Source organism: Paenalcaligenes suwonensis, assembly GCF_011290505.1.
Lineage (GTDB): Bacteria > Pseudomonadota > Gammaproteobacteria > Burkholderiales > Burkholderiaceae_B > Paenalcaligenes > Paenalcaligenes suwonensis.
In genome coordinates, this window is the sequence record NZ_JAANPV010000004.1 from 27828 (window position 1) to 48363 (window position 20536).

General features: G+C 51.7%; 19 protein-coding genes. 5 read left to right on the forward strand and 14 right to left on the reverse strand.

Features of this window, described 5'->3' with window-relative positions:
- Positions 1 to 8 precede the first annotated feature (8 nt).
- The 5 genes from GY634_RS07210 to GY634_RS07230 form a co-directional block, all read right to left on the reverse strand.
- Positions 9 to 986, reverse strand: a complete 978-nt coding sequence (locus GY634_RS07210; RefSeq protein ID WP_166407881.1) for a tripartite tricarboxylate transporter substrate binding protein — start codon at positions 984 to 986, stop codon at positions 9 to 11.
- A 52-nt stretch (positions 987 to 1038) separates the two neighbouring features.
- A complete protein-coding gene (locus GY634_RS07215) occupies positions 1039 to 1770 on the reverse strand; it encodes an SDR family NAD(P)-dependent oxidoreductase (RefSeq protein WP_423227293.1) in 732 nt (243 codons plus the stop codon).
- Positions 1770 to 2297, reverse strand: coding sequence for a 2,4'-dihydroxyacetophenone dioxygenase family protein (locus GY634_RS07220; protein WP_166407883.1), 528 nt, complete (start codon positions 2295 to 2297; stop codon positions 1770 to 1772). Before GY634_RS07220 ends, GY634_RS07215 begins: the two co-directional genes overlap by 1 nt.
- A gap of 172 nt (positions 2298 to 2469) precedes the next feature.
- On the reverse strand, positions 2470 to 3285 hold the full coding sequence (locus GY634_RS07225; protein WP_166407884.1) for an IclR family transcriptional regulator: 816 nt from the start codon (positions 3283 to 3285) through the stop codon (positions 2470 to 2472).
- A 154-nt stretch (positions 3286 to 3439) separates the two neighbouring features.
- Positions 3440 to 5569, reverse strand: coding sequence for an alpha/beta hydrolase domain-containing protein (locus tag GY634_RS07230; protein WP_166407885.1), 2130 nt, complete (start codon positions 5567 to 5569; stop codon positions 3440 to 3442).
- 317 nt (positions 5570 to 5886) lie between these two features.
- On the opposite strand from GY634_RS07230, the gene GY634_RS07235 reads away from it, so the two are divergent.
- Positions 5887 to 6417, forward strand: a complete 531-nt coding sequence (locus tag GY634_RS07235) for an AAA family ATPase (RefSeq protein WP_166407886.1) — start codon at positions 5887 to 5889, stop codon at positions 6415 to 6417.
- Here the strand turns inward: GY634_RS07235 and GY634_RS07240 are convergent.
- From GY634_RS07240 to GY634_RS07250, 3 genes are all read right to left on the reverse strand, one after another.
- Complete coding sequence (locus GY634_RS07240; RefSeq protein ID WP_166407887.1) at positions 6408 to 7289, reverse strand: DMT family transporter; 882 nt, start codon at positions 7287 to 7289, stop codon at positions 6408 to 6410. The two genes, GY634_RS07235 and GY634_RS07240, sit on opposite strands and share 10 nt — an antisense overlap.
- 33 nt (positions 7290 to 7322) lie before the next feature.
- Positions 7323 to 8291, reverse strand: a complete 969-nt coding sequence (locus GY634_RS07245; RefSeq protein ID WP_166407888.1) for a threo-3-hydroxy-L-aspartate ammonia-lyase — start codon at positions 8289 to 8291, stop codon at positions 7323 to 7325.
- A gap of 121 nt (positions 8292 to 8412) precedes the next feature.
- Entirely contained in the window at positions 8413 to 9915 is a 1503-nt protein-coding gene (locus GY634_RS07250; protein WP_166407889.1) for an MFS transporter, read from the reverse strand.
- A 146-nt stretch (positions 9916 to 10061) separates the two neighbouring features.
- On the opposite strand from GY634_RS07250, the gene GY634_RS07255 reads away from it, so the two are divergent.
- Complete coding sequence (locus GY634_RS07255; protein ID WP_166407890.1) at positions 10062 to 10676, forward strand: TetR/AcrR family transcriptional regulator; 615 nt, start codon at positions 10062 to 10064, stop codon at positions 10674 to 10676.
- A 131-nt stretch (positions 10677 to 10807) separates the two neighbouring features.
- Entirely contained in the window at positions 10808 to 12178 is a 1371-nt protein-coding gene (locus tag GY634_RS07260; protein WP_166407891.1) for an MmgE/PrpD family protein, read from the forward strand.
- 4 nt (positions 12179 to 12182) lie between these two features.
- Here GY634_RS07260 and GY634_RS07265 read toward each other — a convergent pair whose 3' ends face one another.
- From GY634_RS07265 to GY634_RS07290, 6 genes are all read right to left on the reverse strand, one after another.
- A complete protein-coding gene (locus tag GY634_RS07265; protein ID WP_166407892.1) occupies positions 12183 to 13118 on the reverse strand; it encodes a LysR family transcriptional regulator in 936 nt (311 codons plus the stop codon).
- Between the two features lie 80 nt (positions 13119 to 13198).
- The gene (gene lhpI / locus GY634_RS07270; RefSeq protein ID WP_166407893.1) at positions 13199 to 14140 is read right to left on the reverse strand and encodes a bifunctional Delta(1)-pyrroline-2-carboxylate/Delta(1)-piperideine-2-carboxylate reductase; all 942 of its coding nucleotides are present in this window, start codon (positions 14138 to 14140) and stop codon (positions 13199 to 13201) included.
- Positions 14141 to 14328: 188 nt separating this feature from the next.
- On the reverse strand, positions 14329 to 15168 hold the full coding sequence (locus tag GY634_RS07275) for an HpcH/HpaI aldolase/citrate lyase family protein (protein ID WP_166407894.1): 840 nt from the start codon (positions 15166 to 15168) through the stop codon (positions 14329 to 14331).
- Between the two features lie 40 nt (positions 15169 to 15208).
- Entirely contained in the window at positions 15209 to 16390 is a 1182-nt protein-coding gene (locus GY634_RS07280; RefSeq protein WP_166407895.1) for a CaiB/BaiF CoA transferase family protein, read from the reverse strand.
- Between the two features lie 12 nt (positions 16391 to 16402).
- Positions 16403 to 17563, reverse strand: coding sequence for an acyl-CoA dehydrogenase family protein (locus GY634_RS07285; RefSeq protein ID WP_166407896.1), 1161 nt, complete (start codon positions 17561 to 17563; stop codon positions 16403 to 16405).
- 14 nt (positions 17564 to 17577) lie between these two features.
- The gene (locus GY634_RS07290; protein ID WP_242683637.1) at positions 17578 to 18447 is read right to left on the reverse strand and encodes an HTD2 family dehydratase; all 870 of its coding nucleotides are present in this window, start codon (positions 18445 to 18447) and stop codon (positions 17578 to 17580) included.
- Positions 18448 to 18550: 103 nt separating this feature from the next.
- Between GY634_RS07290 and GY634_RS07295 the strand changes: the two genes are divergently transcribed.
- Both GY634_RS07295 and GY634_RS07300 read left to right on the forward strand, forming a co-directional pair.
- Complete coding sequence (locus GY634_RS07295; RefSeq protein ID WP_166407897.1) at positions 18551 to 19480, forward strand: LysR family transcriptional regulator; 930 nt, start codon at positions 18551 to 18553, stop codon at positions 19478 to 19480.
- Between the two features lie 164 nt (positions 19481 to 19644).
- Positions 19645 to 20523: an ABC transporter substrate-binding protein gene (locus GY634_RS07300; RefSeq protein ID WP_166407898.1), complete on the forward strand. Its 879-nt coding sequence runs from the start codon at positions 19645 to 19647 to the stop codon at positions 20521 to 20523.
- Positions 20524 to 20536 lie beyond the last annotated feature (13 nt).

Below are 20536 nucleotides of genomic sequence, written 5' to 3' on the forward strand. Positions count from 1 at the left end.
TCCTAGAATTACTGCTGTACCAACTCAAGATCAGCGATCAACTGGCCGCTAACTTCGTCAGATTGCTGCATAAATACGCCAAACTCTTCTGGATTGCTCCACTTCACACCAAAACCTGCACGGTTCATGGCTTCCAAGAATTCTGGCGATTGCGCTACTTTTTCTGCCGCAGCAGCAATCACTTCAATAGCTTCATCTGGCATGCCTTTAGGGCCTACCAGACCACGCCATGTACCTGCCGCCAATGGACGACCTGTGGCTTCACCCATGGTTGGGATATCCGCAAAAGAAGGCAAACGCTCATCGGACATCACAGCCAAGGTTTTCACCAAACCGGCATCACGCATGGTTTTACCTTCTGGCAAAGCGGAAGCCACAATCTGTACACCACCAGCAGCCAACTCTTGGAAACCGGGTGCTGCGCCTTGGCTAGGCACTACAGTCACTTTCTTAGGATCGATATCAGCCAATTTCAATGCTTGCGCTAAAGCCAAGTGGTAAGCAGCACCTGCTGGAATACCAGACAGTTTGTATTTACCGGCTTGTTCAGCACGGATGGCCTCAAAAGCAGCGTCGATGTTGTCCCATTCGCTATCTGCATTCACGCTAAACGCGGCTGCATCAAAGTTCATTTGGGAAATGGGTTTTACATCGCTAAATGCCAATGGCGATGTTTTCATCCAGCGGTAAGTCACCAGTTCAGCAGTGGCCAAACCAATGGTGTAACCGTCAGACTTTGCGTTACTGATTGCGGTGTGACCAATCACGCCACCTGCACCAGGACGGTTAATCACGTTGATGGGTTTACCCAACTCACGTTCCAACCCTGCGGCAATCAAGCGCGCCACGGTATCGGTACCGCCACCGGCGGCCCAAGGCACAATCATTTGAATAGGACGCTCTGGGTACGCTGCCAAAGCAGGGCTTGCAGCCAAGCCACCCAAAACAGTTAAAGAGAAGGCAGCTAGAATTTTGTGCTTGAGCATACTTGTGTCTCGCATACGTTGGTTATTGTTTATTGGAAAATTAAGCGCAGGCTTAGTAGGTAGCCCGACCACCAGACAAATCGAAAATCGCACCGGTATTAAATGAACACGCAGCAGAACATAGCCAAGCGGTCATTTCAGCGACTTCATCTACGGTTCCCAAACGTTTCATGGGGCTTTTGTCGATCATGGTTTGCACGTGCTCGGCAGACATTTGTGCCAATAGCGTGGTATTGACGGCAGCGGGTGCAATCGCATTCACCAGCACATTGCTGGTTGCCAGCTCTTTGCCCAACGATTTAGTCATCGCTAGTACACCCGCTTTGGCTGCACTGTAAGCGGACGCATTAGGCGTACCTTCCTTACCAGCCAATGACGCGATATTGACGATGCGACCAGACTGCTGTTGCAGCATGTATGGCACCACCGCCCTACAGGTGTTAAACACCCCTACCAAATTGATATCGATAATCTTTTGCCAGATGTCAGCAGGGTATTCCCACAAGGTTGTGGTTGGGCCTGCAAACCCTGCATTGTTGATCAGCATATCGATGCGTCCTGCATCAGCATGCAGACGTGCAGCGGCTTGCTGCAACGCGTCTGCATTACTGATATCAACGCGATAGTGCAATGGCAAGGACTCATCAGCTTCCAAATCCCAAATGGAAACCGTGGCGCCATCGCTGGCCAACTTGTCAGCGATGGCCTTGCCTATGCCGGCACGGCCACCGGTAACGATGGCAACCTGGCCGCTAAAATCGTATTGAACGGAGCTTTGCATAATCAACGGATAAATTGATCTACAAAGTCTTCACCCAAACCTACTTCGGTATAGTGCTTGCGGCACATATCGATTTTGGTGAACACGTCTTCAAAACCTACGCCTTTACCCCATGGGTCGGTGTAGTACATCAAACCGTTCACGGTGAAGTAAGTGATCATTTCTTCCACGTCTTCAGGCACGTACAGTGTGTGTGTTTCACCGGGTGGCTCGTACACGTAGCTGCCTTCTGTCGCTTCCCAATCGTGTTCCAGGTAGCGCCAGCGACCTTTCAACACAAGGCCGTGTACAGCTTGTGGGTGGCGATGACGGCTTAACACGCCGGATTTACGCACGCGCAACAAGTTAGTCCAGTAGCCCTGGCTGGCGTTCAAACAGAGTGGACGGAACCAAACGTTTTCAGCTTGTGGCACCCACACGCGCTCGTCCTCAGGAATCGCATGAGGAACCACGATTTCTGGGGAGGCTTCTTTAGGGTTGGGGTATTGGTAAGGTGTCAGTTCACCGAACTCTTTTGTATCTGTAGTCATAACTCTGTCCATATTGTGGGCAATCAGTCCATATAGTGGATAGAATTTTATTGACTAGCTCTCCCTATCAACTATTAGGGATAACCCTAAAATGTTGAAACTTGAAGTGTTTTTGCAGGGTATATACTAGGGAAAGTAGAGAAGGGAAACTACACGGTGATGCCCTACAGCACTACCAAATATGCGTGCTATCGACGAGCGCTGGGCTTTGCACAATACGTTGGGATATTTTCTTGCACGTCTCTAACAACGGCTCTACATACGCTTTTATGGGATCCTCGGCTTGGCGAAACCGCAGCGTGCTCACACTAATGGCTGCCACCGGCTGCTGTCTTGCCCCCAAGATCACCGCACCAAAGCAATAAATGCCCTCTTCATTTTCTTCGTCATCCACAGACCAACCACGCTGCTGCACTTGGCGTACTTGTGCGCTGAGTTGTTCTGCTGTTAACACGGTGTTGTCGGTATAACGGGCATAAGACAAACTGCCAATGATGTCTTGGCGTTCTGCCTCACCCAACGCCGCCAAATAGGCTTTACCCACTGACGAGGAATGCATAGACACGCTAGAACCTATGTAAGACGCCATGCGCACGGCGCTCGTGCTTTCCAGTTTTTCTATGTACACCATCCTGTCGCCACTGGGCACGGCCAAGTGCACAGTTTCGTTAGTAATGTCGCGCAACGCTTGCAAGGCCTGTACCGATACCAAACGTAGTTCGGATCGGTCCCAGCTACGGCTAGCCAGTTGAATCAAGCGTGGACCTAACTGGTAAGCCTCACCATTGAGCGTCTCTACCAATAACCCTTCGGCCACCAACCCACCCACGCTACGGTACACCGTAGAGCGTGGATACCCACTTAACTGCGCCAATTGCGGAATGGTTAAGGGCTCGGTGCTATCAGCAACCAACTGCAATAAGTGGATGAACTTGGAAAAAGCAGCGGTTCCCGTCGCTTTGGCTGTACCAGAGAGAGGCTGAGTCATATGTCACTGTAAACCAATGTATGAGCCGACCTGCGGGCATGGCCAGAGGTCGGCTTTAAGATGTCTCCTTGCTGGTTGAGGCAATCTATACCCCCACCACATCGCTGGTAGTATATAACGCCTCTGCGAGAGACTGCAGCGCTCTTTTATTCGCTTACGACTTCGCTGCCTGTTGATAACTGCATTGCTGGTCAGTAACGGGTTTAGCCACTACCCTGTCATACAACCCCGCCGCCTTAGCAACCACAGCCTCTACATCCTGCTCTAGTAGCACGCGCTCTTGCACTTGCTGACGAGCAACTTGTTCCACTTGCTGCACATAGGCATCACGTGATGGATAGTGCTGCGCCACCTGCTCGGCAGACCATGGAATAAACGACCCATACAAACGCGCTAGAGCATCGGGTGCACCCGCATTCGCATTACGTAAGTTCCAACCCAAATACGCCCCCACAGGCACCGCCACTTGTGGCGCGATCAAACCGGCTAACTCGTTGCCGTCCGCATTCACTTGAGGCACCAAGGTGTTGTAGGCTTTGCCAAAAACAGGGGGTTGTACGTCTGAAATACCTTCAGCGTCAAAACGCTCACCCAACTGCAAACGCGGTGGCTGCAAGTAGCGCGCAGGTTTACGCAAATCATCCTCTACGTCGGTCAATGCCACCTTATAATCTGCTAACGACACCAAAGTGCCATTTTCGATGCTAGGAATTCGTGAGGCAGGAGGCGCTTTATCTTCCACCACCCACTGATCCAACGCTACCAATAATGCACGCAATTGTGGGCGGTAATCGGTAGGCAACAAGCAGTTTTCGTAAATGCCACGCTCGGGTGGCGTCGCAATCACGTGCTGAGCACCACTAAGCAAGTAGGCTCTAGCGTGATCGTCTAACGGTAAATCGGTTTTGCCTTCAGTATCGGTATGCAGCAAGGAGGCCGCGCGTGCCCAATAATCAGTAGAACTGGCGGTATATACCAGTTTAGGCACTACCCCTACTTTTTTAGCGTTATCCAACACGCTAGCTTCTTTACCCAATACCTCATCACGCTGAGTGACGGTGGCGAATGGGAAATAATCGGTAGGGTAAATGGATTCCTCATGCGGGCTAAAGTGACGTGTTGTTTGTGCAAAACGGTGGTTAAAGCTGCCTTTGCCGCCACCCGCTACATGCAAGAAACCGCCATCAAAAGTAGGACGCTGTTGTTCATCCACATGTAAACCGTCTAACAACATGGTTTGCAGTACACGCCCTGATTGCGAAATACCAAAGGCCAGCACATGTTCGGGTAACGTACCCTGTTGGTCCAGCAATGGATTACGCTGCCCTGCTTTGTCCTGCTCTTCGTAACGGAAGAACGACAGCGCATCACGTACCGCCGCCAAACCCAAACCCGTGACCACAGGGTTTTCTGCGGTATAGCGCAATTCATAAATGCGGCCGGGTTCAAAGCCTGTGGACAAGTACACACTGGTATCGTCGGGGATCACTTTACCGTCTTCTACCTTGGCTAATTGCCAAGCATCGCGGGAGATCACCACGCGCTCACCTTCTGGCGTATCACGCACAGTCAGCTCGGCACTTTCTTGAGCACCAGGAGCAAAGGGGTAGCCGCGTGCCAAAATACCCAAGTGCGATGAGGCATTGGTAGGCGCATTCACTACAATTTCATTCACCACCACACCCTGAATAGCATCACCATTGGCTTCACGTGCTACAGGTAGTGTGAGCTGCTGGCGCTGGCCACCCTCTACCACATCCCAGTTCCAGCCTGTCCATAACAAGCTATAGCCTTGATCTAGCAACCAGTTGTCGCCTTGTGCCTCGGCACTGTTTAAATCGTTGCTGAACACACCATTTTGGAACAAGTTAAACAACCAATAGTTACCACGGTTATTCACTTCATATAGTAGTTTGCCATTATTAGCCTTGCCGTCTACGGGGCGGATAAGCGTGAAATCACCGCTAAACTCCACCAAACCTTGGGCATTACGTGGCGCAAGCTTTACATCCACAATAGGCGCGTTGGCGGCAGCGTTGGGGTCTACCGCGTAGTGCAAACGCCCCTCAATGCGCTCGTATTTATTGTCTGCCTGTTGGGTCACAAAAGGCGTGCGAGACAGTATTTCCACACGCTCAACAGCTGCTTGCGCCAGCATAGGCATGCTTAACACCCCAGCAACGGCCAGTGATCGTGCCACGGTCGTCAATGCGCGAGGAGAAACAAACGAAGCCGCTTTATGCGCTTGTGCGTAATGCAAAGGGAAATACTGGGAATTCAACATGAGCCTACAACTTTAAGAAAGTAACAACATTCAACGTAGAGCTAGTATCCACCGCTAGCAATATAACCATCAAAGCCAATTTATTAATTTCAATATAATTAATAGCTATTATGAGTGTAGGCATTTATTCGCTATGCTAAAACCGTGCACCACACTGCGTGCCCAGCTTTATATCTTCGCCATTCAGGCAATTCCCCCCACAGTATTCATGTATAGCCCTCTAGGCCTATGCGCCTACGCACGCCTGCACCATGGCTCCGAGCCGTGCACCGTAGGGCTATCGCTATTTACCTTTTACCCTTTATCTTGGAGCACTCATGCAGCGACGCATTGTGATTTCCGGTTGTTCCGGTGGTGGCAAATCCACCTTATTAAAGGCCTTACAACAACAAGGCTATCCCGTAGTACCCGAACCCGGCTTACGCGTTGTACAACAAGCGCAACGCGAGGACAGCCTCGCCCTACCGTGGCGCGATATGGATCTCTTTATTGAGCACACCATCGCGTTAGCCACGGCTGATCTGGCCGCCGTGACTGACATGCCAGAGCAGGTGATCTTTTTTGATAGAGGACTACTTGATGCGCTAGCGGCCCACGCTAGGCTACACCCTGAACAGACTGCGCTGATGACATCACAGGCCGAACACTACTACGACCCGTGCGTATTTTTGACCCCGCCCTGGCCCGAGATTTATGAAGAAAACGACGAACGTCAGCACAGCCTAAAAGCTGCGGAAGAGGAGTACCAGCATTTATTACAGGTGTATGCACAGCTAGGCTATGACATACACCTGCTACCCAAAACCAGCGTGCAACAACGTGTAGAGTTTGTGCTGCATCAGTTGTAGCTGCTCAGCAGTAATACCCCTACGATCAGCACACCACAGCCCACTAAACGCCAAATGCCTACGGCCTCTCGTAGTACCACCATACCTAGCAATGCCCCCACCATCATGGACATTTCACGAGCAGGGGCAACGAAGCTTACCTCTGCGCCCATTTGCAACGCCAGCAGCACCAAAATGTACGATAAGGGGGACAGCATCCCCACTGCTATCGCCAAGGCCCACTTGCCGCGCATACGTTCCCGCACCTTATGGCGCGCACTCCACTGCCATGGAGCCATAAACAGCAATCGTGCGGAGTTTGAAAACCAATCCAGCACCACGGGGTGTATGAGCAGCGCCTTCACCCCAAACGCATCTACCAGGGTGTAGCTGGCAATAATCATCCCGGTTAGACCGCCCCACTGCACCCCTCGGTATGCTCCCGGCTCTTTAAAGCTAGCCAGATTACCTTGTGTGGAAATCAACGCAATCCCCACCACTACCGCAATCAAACCCAGCACACCGTACAACGAAGGCTGTTCACCCAGTAACAGGAAGGCCCCCATGGACGACATCAATGGCGCACTACCACGCGCAACTGGATAGACCACTGAGAAATCGGCCACTTGATAACCACGCTGCAAGCAGAGGTTATAGATCAGGTGCAGGAAGCCACTGAGCGCAATACACAGCAACGCTTGCCAGCCCCAAAAACTTTCACCGTGGAACAACAACCATAGTGTCCACGGCAAATACACCACCATGGCAACAAAGGTAAATACAAACACAAACGTGGGGCCTGCATCAGCCGCACGTTTTGCCAACAAATTCCAGGTTGCATGAATCAGCGCAGCCGATACCACCAACACCAACGGCAACCACGTAGCGCTCATTTGAGTCGTCCTCAGGCAAGCAAAGTAAGCGACTTATTGACCTAACAAACGACAAAAATGAGGGATATCCACGTTACCACCACTCAGCACAATACCCACGCGCTTGCCGCGTAGTTGCTCTTTCATGTGGCTTGCTGCCGCAAAACCTAAGCACCCTGTGGGCTCTACCACCAGTTTCATGCGTTGCGCCATAAAACGCATGCACTCGACGAGTTGTGCGTCTGTAGCGGTCAAAATAGCATTCACATCGCGCTGGATAATGGCAAAGGTAAGTTGCCCCAAGGCTTGCGTTTGCGCTCCATCGGCAATGGTTTTAGGGGTAGGAATGTGTACGATCTTGCCTTGTTCAAACGACTGCTGCCCATCATTACCGGCTTCGGGTTCCACCCCATACAGCGCACAGTTAGGCGATAACGCGCGAGTAGACAGTGCCGTGCCCGATAACAAGCCCCCACCGCCCAATGGCGAGAACAAGGCATCTAGCTCGCCCACTTCTTCGAAGAGCTCTTTAGCCGCTGTGCCTTGACCTGTGATGACATCGGGATGATCAAAAGGCGGAATCATGGTGTAGCCATAACGCTCTACCAAGTCGCGCCCAATTTGCTCGCGATCCTCTGAGTAACGGTCATACCGAATCACCTTACCACCATAGCCTTCTGTCGCGTTAGCCTTAGCTTCTGGCGCATCGTGCGGCATGATGATGGTGGCGGGAATATCTAAAATACGGGCAGATAGCGCAATAGCTTGTGCATGATTACCTGACGAAAAGGTCACCACACCGGCTTTACGTTGCTCGGGGCTAAATTTAGACAAGGCGTTAAATGCCCCTCTAAACTTGAACGCCCCCATACGCTGCAAGTTTTCACACTTAAAAAAGACCTCGGCACCCCATAGCTCATTAAGCGTTCGGGACGTCATGACTGGTGTGTGGTGCGCAACCCCTTCTAAACGCTTTGCGGCGGCTTGAACATCATCATAAGTGGGTAAAAGAGGAGTAGTCATTGCGCCGCCTAATACGTATAAAGAAAGAGTAAAGCTAAAGAATCACCTTAACAAATCTACTCCTGTTACGACATCAAGCCCCCACAGCCGCATTCCTATCGTTACACCTGAGCAACACTGTTTAGGCCTCTACCGTTTGTATGGCAACGTAGCGTTCTCTACGACGGCTTATCCACAGCAACAGTGCACTGAACGCACTCAGCAAACCCGCCACCAACATAGCCACTTGAAAACCACTGGCCATAGAAAACGCATAATTCACTGCTAACGTGGGTACATCATGTAGCCCCTCGTGATACAACACCGCTTGCTGTGCCACGTGCGCTGCCTGCTCAACACCGTCGGCCCCTAAACGCTGTGTTAATTCAGCGATCGCCCCTGCACTTAAGAGTACGCCTAACAAGGCAATACCCATGGTCATACCGGCTTGGCGTAAGGCATTCATGGTGCCCGACACTGAGCCCGTTAATTCTGCTGGTGCCATACCCATGATGGTTAAGCTGGTACCTGGTACCGACAACCCAGCCCCTACCCCCATCACCAACAGTAGCGACCCCATCATCCAGTACGGTGTATCCACCGAACACCACCACATCGCCATCATGGCTACTGCAATCAACACATAGCCTGTCATCATCAATGTAGGTACGCTAGCCTTCGCGCTAAAACGCCCAAAGCACAGCGACACACAACCATTGGCCATAAACAACGGCATCATGCGCCACCCCGCCTCAGCAGGCGACCAATCTTGCACTTGTTGGAAATACAGCGAGAAGAAGAACAAACTGCTGTAGTACGAAAAACCTAAGAAAAACGAGGCAATATTCGCGACCACAAAAACAGGTTTCTTAAATAGCGTTAACGGTATTAATGGGTGCTGAACCTTGCGCTCTACCTGTATAAACACCGCCCCACACACCAGTGCAATCGCCCAGCACCACAAGGGAGTAGTGCCCGTTATGCCTTCTTGCCCTGCGGCTATAGTGCCGTATGCTAACGCACCCAACGTGATCAAACTCAGCACTTGGCCCACTGGGTCTTTAGCCGCTTGCGCTTCGTAGCGACGCTCGGGAATAGCCCAACTGCCTAGCCCAATCGCACACACCCCCAGCGGTAAGTTGATCAGGAAAATACTTTGCCACCCCCACTGTTCTAGCAACACACCGCCCAACAATGGGCCCAAAATCAATGCCAATGCAGTGAAAGCCGACCACCCACCTATGCAATGGGCACGCTCAGCAGGGTCGGAATACAAATGCGTCAAAATAGGCAAGGCACCAATAATCAAAAACGCTGCCGACAACCCTTGTAGAGCACGTCCCCACAACAACCACGACAAGCTAGGCGCTATCCCACATAGCCACGATGCGGCGGTGAACACGATCCCCCCCATCAACCAGCAACGCTTATGCCCCAACCTATCGGCCACCGACCCCGCCGATAACATGATGGCCGAGAGCCCAATGGCATACATATTCACCACCCACTGCATCCCCGCTATATCGGTTTGCAACGCCGTTTGCATGGATGGCAGCGCCACATTGACGATGCTGATATCCAGTGTAGCAAGAAAGGTGCCCAGATACGCCGCCAAAACCGCGGCTCTACGTTTAGATGCTTGCATAAATCAGCTTTTCCTAAAGTCATTAGCATTTATACTAGCAATTCGACTGACCGTCGGTCAATTAAAATATGAATGAGAAAGACTTTGTTCTAGTCTTGTTTTACACTGCCGGAAATACACCCTTTTTGTTTTGATAAGATTGCCGCATGTCTACCTCACAGCCTCCCTCTGCGCCTTCTGCATCACCACGCACCAAACCCGCTGAAGTGCGCCTGGACGAGCTGATGAGCGCTGCCGAAACCCTCTTTCTAGAAAAAGGGTTTGAAGCCACCACTATTGCCGACATTACACGTGTGGCGAATGTGGCCAAAGGCACCTTCTACCATTACTTTGCCTCTAAAAACGACATGCTAGCAGCGCTGGCTACTCGCTATACGCAGCAATACTTAGAGGAACTGGAACGCGCAGTAGAGGCCTGTGCGGTTAACGACTGGCCTACCCGTTTACGGGTATGGATTGAAACCAGTGTACGTACCTATGCGCAAAGCTTTAGAACGCATGACATGGTGTATGGGGGCCACCACCATCACGAGCGTGACAACGCCGAAAAAAATGCCATCTTGATGCAGCTAGAGCACATTCTTAAGCAAGGTGAGCAGCACAAAGCGTGGTACTGCCCTAATCCCTCTATGGTGGCACTGCTACTGTACTCAGGTGTGCATGGTGCAACCGATGCCCTGATTGCCGCCCCCGAGCAAGACCAAGACAGCTATGCTCGCGAACTGGCCGACACCTGTTTACGCCTGCTACCACGCCCCTAATTTGCCGCTTTGGCAGTACTAAAGCCCAGCTTCATTAAACAGCAATAGCCAAAGCTCGCTAGGTGCGGCACAGTTAACGGCATCTGCCGTCTGCCCCCGCAGACGGCCTCATTTTGCTGTATGCCATCACTATGACGACTTTGCATTATTCGCGACAATTAGCCGATTTTGCGGCCAATTTGCGCTTTGAAGACATACCTTCTGAGGTGATTGAACGCACCCAAGCGCTATTTCTGGATACCTTAGCCTCTATCTTGGCAGGTGCTTCTACACGCCCTGTACAAACCATAGAGACGGTATCCAAACACATGCGGCCCGATCATGGACCGTCAGAAATATTGGTGTCTTCTACGCATAGCTCGCCCTTTTTTGCGGCCATGATTAATGCTGCTGCCGCGCATGTGGTAGAACAAGACGACCTGCACAACAGCTCGGTACTGCATCCGGCTGCGGTGGTATTCCCCCCTGCGCTTGCCGTCACCCAAGACCTGAAAAAATCCGGTAAAGATTTACTAACTGCTGCCGTCGCGGGCTACGAAGTAGGCATACGAGTAGGCGAATTTTTAGGGCGCTCGCACTATCAAATTTTCCACACCACGGCCACAGTAGGCACCTTAGCCGCGGCCGCTACTGCCGGAAATTTGCTGCATTTAGATGGCGAGCAAATGTTGCACGCCTTTGGTTCAGCTGGCACACAAGCGGCTGGGCTGTGGGAATTTTTGCGTGATGCTGCCGACTCCAAGCAGTTGCATACTGCCCACGCTGCCAGCAGTGGTTTGTGGTCTGCGTACCTTGCTCAAGCTGGTTTCACTGGTGCCACCCACATACTGGAAGGAAAAAAAGGGATGGCAGCAGGGATGTCTAGCGATTCAGACCCTACCCGTTTAGTCGATGGTTTAGGTACCCGCTGGGCATTAAGCGAAACCTCGTTTAAGTTTCATGCTTCGTGCCGTCACACCCACCCTTCTGCTGATGCCTTGCAACTGCTCATGACAGAGCACGGCCTACGCGCCAGTGACATTGCCAGTGTGATCACCCAGGTACACCAAGGCGCCATTGATGTGCTAGGTGCAGTTACTCGTCCACAAACTGTGCACCAATCTAAGTTTTCCATGGGTACAGTGCTGGGATTAATTGCGGTGTTTGGTAAAGCAGACCTCACCACCTTTGATGAGCAAGCCCTACAAAACCCTGCTGTGGCAGACTTCCGCGACCGCGTGCAGATGATGTACGACCCCGAAATTGATGGCGCTTACCCGCGTAAATGGATAGGCAAAGTCAGCGTAACCACCCACGATGGCCGCACCTTACACGCCCGAGTCGACGACCCTAAAGGCGATCCCGGTAATACGCTCACGCGTGCAGAACTGGAAGATAAGGTGCACCGCTTAATTCAGTACGGCAACCCGGCAAGCACCACAGAGGCTAATACCGCCTTAGCCAATAAGCTCATTGATATAGTCTGGCGCTTACCTGAACTCAATCAGGTGCAACTGCTATAGCCTACTACACCAGTGCCGACGGTATATCAGTAGGCACTGGTACTGTTTTGGCATCGGCCAATAACAGTTGAATAAGCTCATAGGTAAAGGACGGCAAGGATTCCATGTCGCGTACGCAAATCAGTAAATCGCGTATTGCCCACTCATTACTCAAGCCCACAATGTGTATAGGCAACACATCGGCATGGCGCTTTGCGACGGATTCAGGCACCAGCGAAATCCCCGCATTGGCAGCCACCATTCTGCAAGCTGCCTCAAAGCTACCCACCTGAATACGGGTTTGCAACGTGCGCCCCATGGTGTCAGTAATGCGTTTTAAAAAAGAATGTATAGCCGTGCCTTCATGCAGCACGATATACGGGCTTTCTATGGTTTCCTCAAACGCAATGCTATCGAAAGCCGCCAAAGGATGCGATTGCGCCACCACCAACACCAAACGATCATGGCGATACGGCAGCACTTGTAAACCTTCGGTATTCACTGAACCCGCCACTAAGCCTATATCGGTGGCGCCAGACAGTACAGCACGCACAATCTCATCGCTAGGGCGCTCGCGTAAATCCACATTGATATCGTGCCATGCTGCCAAATATTGGCTTAACACATGCGGCAGAAACTCTGTCATGGCGGTAGTGTTGGCTTGCACACTAACGCTACCTTTGATGCCTTCTGCATAGTCTTGTAAGTCGGAGCGCAGTAACTCTACCTGATGCAGCACCTGCCTCGCATGCGCTAAAAAGGTTTCACCTGCAGGGCGTAATGTAATGCCTTGAGCACCACGATTTAGCAAGGGCACGCCTATGGACTGCTCTAAGTTTTTAATGCGCATACTCGCCGCAGGCAAGGAAATAAACACACGCGCTGCCGCACGTGTCAGGCTCCCCTCTTCGGCCACATAACTAAACAAACGTAGGTCCACAAAATCGAACTGCATCGCCATGAAAGCGCTCCTGCCATTGGTGCTACGTTCAGGGGAGGCAAGCTCGGTGGCTTAGCTCCCCATTTCCTGCAAAGCGCTGCCTACGCGGTTTGTTGGCTACCTTCGTACACCAAAATAGCGGCAGTCAGATCTTCCAGGGCATTACCTACCGACTTAAACACGGTGATTTGGTCGTCACTAGTACGGCCTGCATGCTCACCTTTACACAGATCAAACAGCGTGGCTTGAATAGCCTCTACGGTTAATGTGCCCGCTTCAATGGCTTGCAACAAGTCGCCCGCCTTCTTAGCCGCTTCGTCGGTATCCACAAAGACCGCCGCACGAGCAAAACACTGTGCATCGGTTTCAATCATGTGCGGTGCGAAACTGCCAATCAAATCCAAATGTTGACCTGGTTTTAACCATTCGCCATGCACCAAAGGCGCTTCTGACAAGGTGGCACAACTAATGATATCGGCCTGTGCCACGCCTTCTTCTACGGTGCTAACCACATGAGCGTTATAGCCTTTTTCGTTTAGCTCTTGTACCAAGCGTTCAGCCCCTTCTGGACGTCTATTCCACACATACACGTCTTTAATGGGGCGCACTACGCTGTAAGCATCTGGTAAAAAGCTGGCTACGCGACCGGTACCCAGCACAAACAAACTGCTGGCATCCTTCTTCGCCAAATACCCACCCGCCAACGCCGATGCAGCAGCGGTTCGACGTGATGTCACCGCATCACCATCCACATGCGCCAAAGGCTTACCGGTACGACCGTCGTACAACAAATACGTAGAGTGCAGCCCTGGTAAATCCAGCTCGTGATTAGCAGAGAAGATATTCACTGTTTTCAAACCGAGGTATTTCTTGTTATCCCAAGCCGGCATAATCAAGGTAATACCTTTGCGATCATCGCACTCTATGGTGTGGGTGTGTCGTAATGGTACGGTGATATTTGCTTGAAAAGCGTGGCGTAGCGCCGGTACCAGTTTGTCAAAGCCCAACAAAGCATTAGAGACATCTGCATCAATCAGCTGCATATTTTTTATCCTTACTCGTATTCTTCCGTAGGCACTCTGCCGCTCGGTGATCACGCAAGATCCCGGCCACGCAAAGCACTATCTAACACAACCCTACAGAGTATTTGGGTTGCACCTTTATTTTTATTATGGTTAACCCTTGATTTTGAAAATAAAGTCGGTGGCCGCACCTACTCAGCCCACTACCGTTACCGGGCACGAGCCAAAAAACGTCTGGCATGTTGCACCACGGGCTGGTCTACCATTTTTCCATCCACCTGAACGGCCGACCCACCAGACGACTCATCAGCGGCTACCACACGTCGAGCCCAATCCAGCTCTTGCTCGGAAGGCTGCATGGCTTGATGCACCCCCTCCACTTGGCGGGGATGAATGCACAACTTGCCACCAAACCCAAAACGCAAGGCACGCTGTACATCGCTGCGCAATCGCTCACCATCTTGCAACGCCGTAGTCACGCCATCAATTGCCGGAGCCAAGCCGCCCAATCGCGTAGCCATGGCTATTTCAAACCGCAACGGCGCAAGCTCTGGTTCGTCTTCTGAACACTGCAAACCGGTGTCAGCCATGAAGTCTAAATGCCCTAGCGCCAAGCGACATACCCCGTGAACTGCCGCCAGCTCACGCACAGCGGCATACCCCTGCGCCGACTCTATTAGAGGAATCAGGGGCACGTGCGGTAACGCTGCGTGCACCTGCTCTAGGGCCTGCACAGACTCTGCCTTAGGCACCAGCAACGCCCAGTCGCCCGTTAGCTGTTTAGCCCATGCAATATCTTGTTTACCTAGGTCAGAGCCAGCACTGTTACAACGCACCACCAACGGCACGCCATGCGCTTGCAGCGCAGACCATGCTGCTGCAATCTCGGCTCTGGCCTGCTCTTTGTCGGCACTGCCCACGGCATCTTCTAGGTCAAACACCACTGCATCAGCACCGGTTTGCAACGCCTTCACAAAACGGTCAGGCCTATTACCCGGTACAAACAAAAATGTACGTGCTTGCGCAATGCGTGTTTGACTACTGCTCATGCTTTATTCTGCCTTACAAAAAATACGTGATATCGCCATGTTATACCGCACCCGCTGCACGTAAAGCGGCTATTTGCTCTGGCGTTTTACCTAACTCAAGCAAAATAGACTCCACATGCTCACCTAAACCTGGCACGGCATCCATACGTGGTGAGTAAGCATTACTACGCCCTGGCGGTAGTAAAGCAGGTAGCTCGCCCACTGGGCTCATCACCGATGACCAGCGCTGTCGGGCTTGCAGTTGTGGATGCTGCCATACATCGTTCATGGTGTTCACCCGCGCGTTAGCAATCTGCGCTTTTTCTAAGCGCTCTACTACCTGATCGGCCGTCAAACTCGCAAAACGTTCCAAGATTAACGCCTGCAAAGCATCACGGTTATCTGAACGTTTAGAGTTAGAGGCGAAACGCGCATCTGTGGCTAAGGTGGGTTGCTCCATGACTTGCTCGCAAAACACGTTCCACTCACGTTCGTTTTGCAGCCCTAACATGACAGTATTGCCATCACCGGCAATAAAAGGCCCATAAGGGTAGATAGTGGCATGCGCTGCCGCCGTACGTGCCGGTGGCGTTGCGCCATCAAAGGCGTAATACAGCGGATAACCCATCCACTCCACCATACTTTCCAGCATGGACACATCGATATTACTGCCCTTGCCAGTTTTACCCCGTTGCAAGAGTGCCGCCAAAATATTAGTGTAGGCATACATACCCGCCGCAATATCAGCTATGGAACACCCCGCTTTAGAGGGATGTTCAGGCGTTCCCGTTACCGACAAAAAGCCCGACTCACTTTGAATCAACAAGTCATAGGCTTTCTTGTCGCGATACGGGCCATCGTCACCATAGCCTGAAATATTGCACACAATCAGCTTAGGAAAACGGTTGTGCAATGCCTCGAATGACAAGCCCAGCCGCGCTGCCGCCCCGGGCGCTAAGTTCTGCACCAACACATCGGCTTCGGCTAACAGTTGCTCAAGCACCTCTTGCGCTGCTGGGTGCTTCACATCCAAGGTTAGGCTTTCCTTAGAACGGTTCGCCCACACGAAATGCGAAGCCATGCCATCCACCCGTTCATCGTAGGCTCGCGCAAAATCGCCACTACCGGGGCGTTCCACTTTAATGACGCGAGCACCCAAGTCCGCTAACTGCCGAGTACAAAACGGAGCAGCTATTGCATGCTCTAACGTGACCACCGTCACCCCATCCAAAGGACGCGACATTTCACCCTCTACTTAGAAAGAACGGGGCAAGCCCAATACATGCTCAGCCACGTAGGAGTAAATCAAGTTAGTAGAAATAGGCGCCACTTGATACAGGCGGGTTTCACGGAATTTACGCTCTATGTCGTACTCTTTGGCAAAACCAAAACCACCATAAGTTTGCAAACACACGTTGGCCGCTTCCCAACTGGCTTTGGCCGCTAAATACTTCGCCATATTGGCTTGTGCCCCGCACGCTTGGCGGGCATCGAAACGGCGTGCCGCATCAAAACGCATCAAATTCGCCGCTTCAATTTCTATAAAAGCATCGGCAATAGGAAACTGCACACCTTGGTTCTGGCCTATAGGCCGGTCAAACACTACGCGTTCGTTAGCATAGCTACATGCCCTATCAATAAACCAATAGCCATCACCAATACACTCGGCCGCAATCAACGTGCGCTCGGCATTCAAGCCTTCCAAAATGTACTTGAAGCCCTTGCCCTCTTCACCAATAAGATTTTCTTCCGGAATTTCTAGGTTATCGAAAAACAGTTCATTGGTTTCGTGGTTGACCAAGTTAGGTATAGGCCGTACATCTAGCCCATTACCAATAGCATCGCGTAAATCCACCATAAAAATGGACATACCTTCTGACTTCTTGCGCACCTCACTCAGCGGCGTCGTACGTGCCAACAAGATCATCAAGTCAGAATGCTGCACGCGTGATATCCACACTTTTTGCCCATTCACTACCCAGCGTCCATCTTTTTTGACAGCGGTAGTTTTGATCTTGGTGGTATCGGTACCCGTAGTAGGCTCCGTCACCGCCATAGACTGTATGCGCAGTTTTCCTGCAGCGATTTGAGGCAGGTATTTTTCTTTTTGTGCTGTACTGCCACTGCGTAACAAGGTACCCATGTTGTACATCTGACCATGCACGGCACCTGCATTCCCACCGCAACGATTGATCTCTTCCATGATGACCGACGCTGCGGTCAGCCCTAAGCCTGTACCGCCGTATTCTTCGGGGATCATTGCCGCTAACCAGCCCGCTTCGATTAAGGCGTCTACGAAACGCTCTGGATACGCTTCTTTGGCATCAATTTCACGAAAATACTCATCCGAAAACTGTTTGCACAACTGGCGCACACCATCACGTATTTCTTCAAACTCGTCTTGTTCCATGTACATCGTTGTTCTCCGTTTTAGTACAGTTCCACATGGGCTTGCATCGCCAAATGGCCGGTTTCTGTGCAGGCCCATAGCGAGACCTGATGATCGTTATCGTGTCGCCCACACACGGTGAAGGTGTTGATATCAAAAATGGGGCTAACCGCCTTAAACGAAAAACGGCGTACGCGTGCATCGGGCAATTCGCGACGCAATAAATCCAACAACAGCGTGGCGATTAAGGGACCATGAACAATCAAGCCTGGATAGCCCTCTTCCTGGGTGACATAACTGCGGTCGTAGTGAATACGGTGACCATTAAAGGTCAATGCCGAATAACGAAATAGCAGTACTGGATCGGGGGTAATACGGCGTTGCCATTGCGCCCCTTCCGGAGCAGGTACCGGCGCAGGCACTGGCGCATCCGCAGCAGGCATATCGCGGTACACAATGTCGTGATAATCCACGATAGCTAGGGTGTCATCCGCATAAATTTCATGCTTTACCTTCACAAACACCAATGTCCCACTACGCCCTTGTTTTACGTTCAGATCGGCAATAGTCGATACCCGTTTTAGGCGTTGCCCCTCACGCAATGGCGCTAGAAACTCTAGCTGACTACCCGCCCACATGCGGCGAGGCAGCGGCACTGGCGGCAAGAATCCACCGCGCTTAGCATGCCCATCCACCCCTATTTCTGACTGCTGGTGTACCGGTAAAAAGTACAGCCAATGCCAACACGGTGGCACATCCAACATCGCCACATCGGGGTCGTCTCGGTCCAATGTTGCGGTCAACGCCTTTAGCGGCGCAGACGTCACTGTATCTTGCGCTGTCTCGGTACGCCCTATCCATTCTCGCAAATGTGCCATATCCACTGCTGCCATCGCCCACCCTTTTCGCATTCGTTTTAGTACTAGGTTGATCTGATTGTAGGTAGCGTCTAAATATCTGTAAAATAGTTATTAAATCTATTTGCTATATCTATTTTGTATACCTAAAGCGGCTATGGAACTACGTCAATTACGCTATTTCATCGGTGTATGTGAAACCGGTAGTTTGTTGCGCGCCTCGGCTCGCCTACACATTGCACAACCTGCATTAGGTCAACAAATTTCTGCCTTAGAGCATGAGCTAGGCGTCAAACTGTTCGAGCGCTCTAACAGAGGGATGATACAAACCGAAGCGGGCCGCATATTTCTAGAACATGCACGTGTGGTACTGGCCGACGCCGAACGCGCCAAACAAGCCGTACGTGCCACCAGCAACAGCCCCAGCGGTGAAGTATCCATAGGCTTACCCACCAGCATTGCGCTTAGCACTACGCTTCCTATACTCAGCGCCTGCCGAAAACAATATCCCAATATACGCTTGAAAATAGTCGAGGCCTATAGCGGCTTCATACAAGAATGGCTGCATTCTGGTCGCTTAGATATAGCCTTACTCTTTGGAGCCGACCCCGAGCCTGGCCTCAATAAACGCCCCTTGCTAGATGACAGCTTGGTGTTTGTGAGCAGCACCACACAGTCACTAGCGGATCACCTAAGCTTGGCAGATATCAGCAAATTGCCGTTGGTATTACCCGGCCAAGAGCATGGCTTACGCCGCATTATTGACGATGCCTGCGCCGCCCAAAAGCTCAGCCTAGATATCGTGGCCGAAATCGAATCTCTAGGCAGCGTAAAGCGCGCCACCCAAGCCGGTTTAGGCAGCACCATTTTGCCCCAAGTGTGCTTGCTGGAAGAAATCGCCAACGGTTCTCTGCACTGTGCACACATAGACAACAACCGCTTATCCCGACGTGTGGTCTGTGCCACCAGCCTCACCCGCCCCGGCTCTAACGCCATTGCTGCGGTGGAAACCTTAGTGCTGGAAGTTATCTACGACATGGTCAACAGCGGCACATGGCCAGCCCGCTGGGTAGGCGACACACTCTAAGTTTTCCCTATTCTTTCTTCTCCTTGCTGGGCTGCTTGAAGCAGGCGGCGGTACCTGCCTGTTTCGTAATAACCCTTATTGCGGCACAAAACATTGTTGAACAATAATTGGATTGTTCAACAATTATTAGTGGCATCCACACCCACAAGCCCCAAGGAGACACCATGAGATTCCCCGCATTCTCTGCTAGCTTACGCACACTTAAAAAAGCGATTCAATCCCCCTTAACATGGCTAAGCTGCAGTGCATTACTCGCCTGCAGTCCCATCGCACTAGCATCAACACCTCCTACCGTACAAGCTGGCACGCTGACCATTGCCTCAGATCTCACTTACCCGCCTTACGCCTATTTCCAAGACAAAGTACCCGCTGGTTTTGATGCTGACTTCAGCCGTTTAATGGCCAAGCATCTGAATCTGGATGCCAATATTGTGGACACACGCTTTGCCGACTTGGTAGTGGGGCTGCGTGCTAACCGCTTTGATGTCGTGGCTTCTGCGCTCTACATGACACCCGAACGTGCCAAGCTAATTAGCTATGTTCCTTACCTCAAAACCGGCTCATCATTAATTGCCTTAAGCAAAAACGACCAACGTCCTGCTAACCCTGAAATGCTGTGCGGACTAAAAGTTAGCACCATCAAAGCAGCCTCGTGGACACCTAAGTTGGAACGGGTTTCGCAGTCTTACTGCAAAGCCGAAGGCAAACCAGCCATTACCGTGCTGGAGTTCCCTACCTCGCCCGAAGCCTTGATGGCCCTACGCTCTAGTGCTGCCGACGTGATGATGGAAGACTCTGCGGTGGCCCACCAGTTGGTACAGACCATGAAAGGCGAGCTGACAGTGACCTCGCCCGAGCTGCTGTACACCATTGTGATTGCACTAGGTGTGAATCAACGAAACCCCGAGCTTTCCGAGGCATTAACACAAGCCCTGTTACGCGCCACCGAAAGCGGTGAATACGCACAACTACTAGAACAGTACGGTCTTGCCGCCCCCACAGAAGCCGACATAGCCAGCTCTTTAGCTGCACAACCACAATAAGAACAGGAGCATT

What these genes read in the sequence shown, in the direction of transcription:
- GY634_RS07210 (WP_166407881.1), bottom strand. Translation starts at nt 986, where the DNA reads ATGCTCAAGCACAAAATTCTAGCTGCCTTCTCTTTAACTGTTTTGGGT.
- GY634_RS07220 (WP_166407883.1), bottom strand. Translation starts at nt 2,297, where the DNA reads ATGACTACAGATACAAAAGAGTTCGGTGAACTGACACCTTACCAATAC.
- GY634_RS07225 (WP_166407884.1), bottom strand. Translation starts at nt 3,285, where the DNA reads ATGACTCAGCCTCTCTCTGGTACAGCCAAAGCGACGGGAACCGCTGCT.
- GY634_RS07230 (WP_166407885.1), bottom strand. Translation starts at nt 5,569, where the DNA reads ATGTTGAATTCCCAGTATTTCCCTTTGCATTACGCACAAGCGCATAAA.
- GY634_RS07235 (WP_166407886.1), top strand. Translation starts at nt 5,887, where the DNA reads ATGCAGCGACGCATTGTGATTTCCGGTTGTTCCGGTGGTGGCAAATCC.
- GY634_RS07240 (WP_166407887.1), bottom strand. Translation starts at nt 7,289, where the DNA reads ATGAGCGCTACGTGGTTGCCGTTGGTGTTGGTGGTATCGGCTGCGCTG.
- GY634_RS07245 (WP_166407888.1), bottom strand. Translation starts at nt 8,291, where the DNA reads ATGACTACTCCTCTTTTACCCACTTATGATGATGTTCAAGCCGCCGCA.
- GY634_RS07250 (WP_166407889.1), bottom strand. Translation starts at nt 9,915, where the DNA reads ATGCAAGCATCTAAACGTAGAGCCGCGGTTTTGGCGGCGTATCTGGGC.
- GY634_RS07255 (WP_166407890.1), top strand. Translation starts at nt 10,062, where the DNA reads ATGTCTACCTCACAGCCTCCCTCTGCGCCTTCTGCATCACCACGCACC.
- GY634_RS07260 (WP_166407891.1), top strand. Translation starts at nt 10,808, where the DNA reads ATGACGACTTTGCATTATTCGCGACAATTAGCCGATTTTGCGGCCAAT.
- GY634_RS07265 (WP_166407892.1), bottom strand. Translation starts at nt 13,118, where the DNA reads ATGGCGATGCAGTTCGATTTTGTGGACCTACGTTTGTTTAGTTATGTG.
- lhpI (WP_166407893.1), bottom strand. Translation starts at nt 14,140, where the DNA reads ATGCAGCTGATTGATGCAGATGTCTCTAATGCTTTGTTGGGCTTTGAC.
- GY634_RS07275 (WP_166407894.1), bottom strand. Translation starts at nt 15,168, where the DNA reads ATGAGCAGTAGTCAAACACGCATTGCGCAAGCACGTACATTTTTGTTT.
- GY634_RS07280 (WP_166407895.1), bottom strand. Translation starts at nt 16,390, where the DNA reads ATGTCGCGTCCTTTGGATGGGGTGACGGTGGTCACGTTAGAGCATGCA.
- GY634_RS07285 (WP_166407896.1), bottom strand. Translation starts at nt 17,563, where the DNA reads ATGTACATGGAACAAGACGAGTTTGAAGAAATACGTGATGGTGTGCGC.
- GY634_RS07290 (WP_242683637.1), bottom strand. Translation starts at nt 18,447, where the DNA reads ATGCGAAAAGGGTGGGCGATGGCAGCAGTGGATATGGCACATTTGCGA.
- GY634_RS07295 (WP_166407897.1), top strand. Translation starts at nt 18,551, where the DNA reads ATGGAACTACGTCAATTACGCTATTTCATCGGTGTATGTGAAACCGGT.
- GY634_RS07300 (WP_166407898.1), top strand. Translation starts at nt 19,645, where the DNA reads ATGAGATTCCCCGCATTCTCTGCTAGCTTACGCACACTTAAAAAAGCG.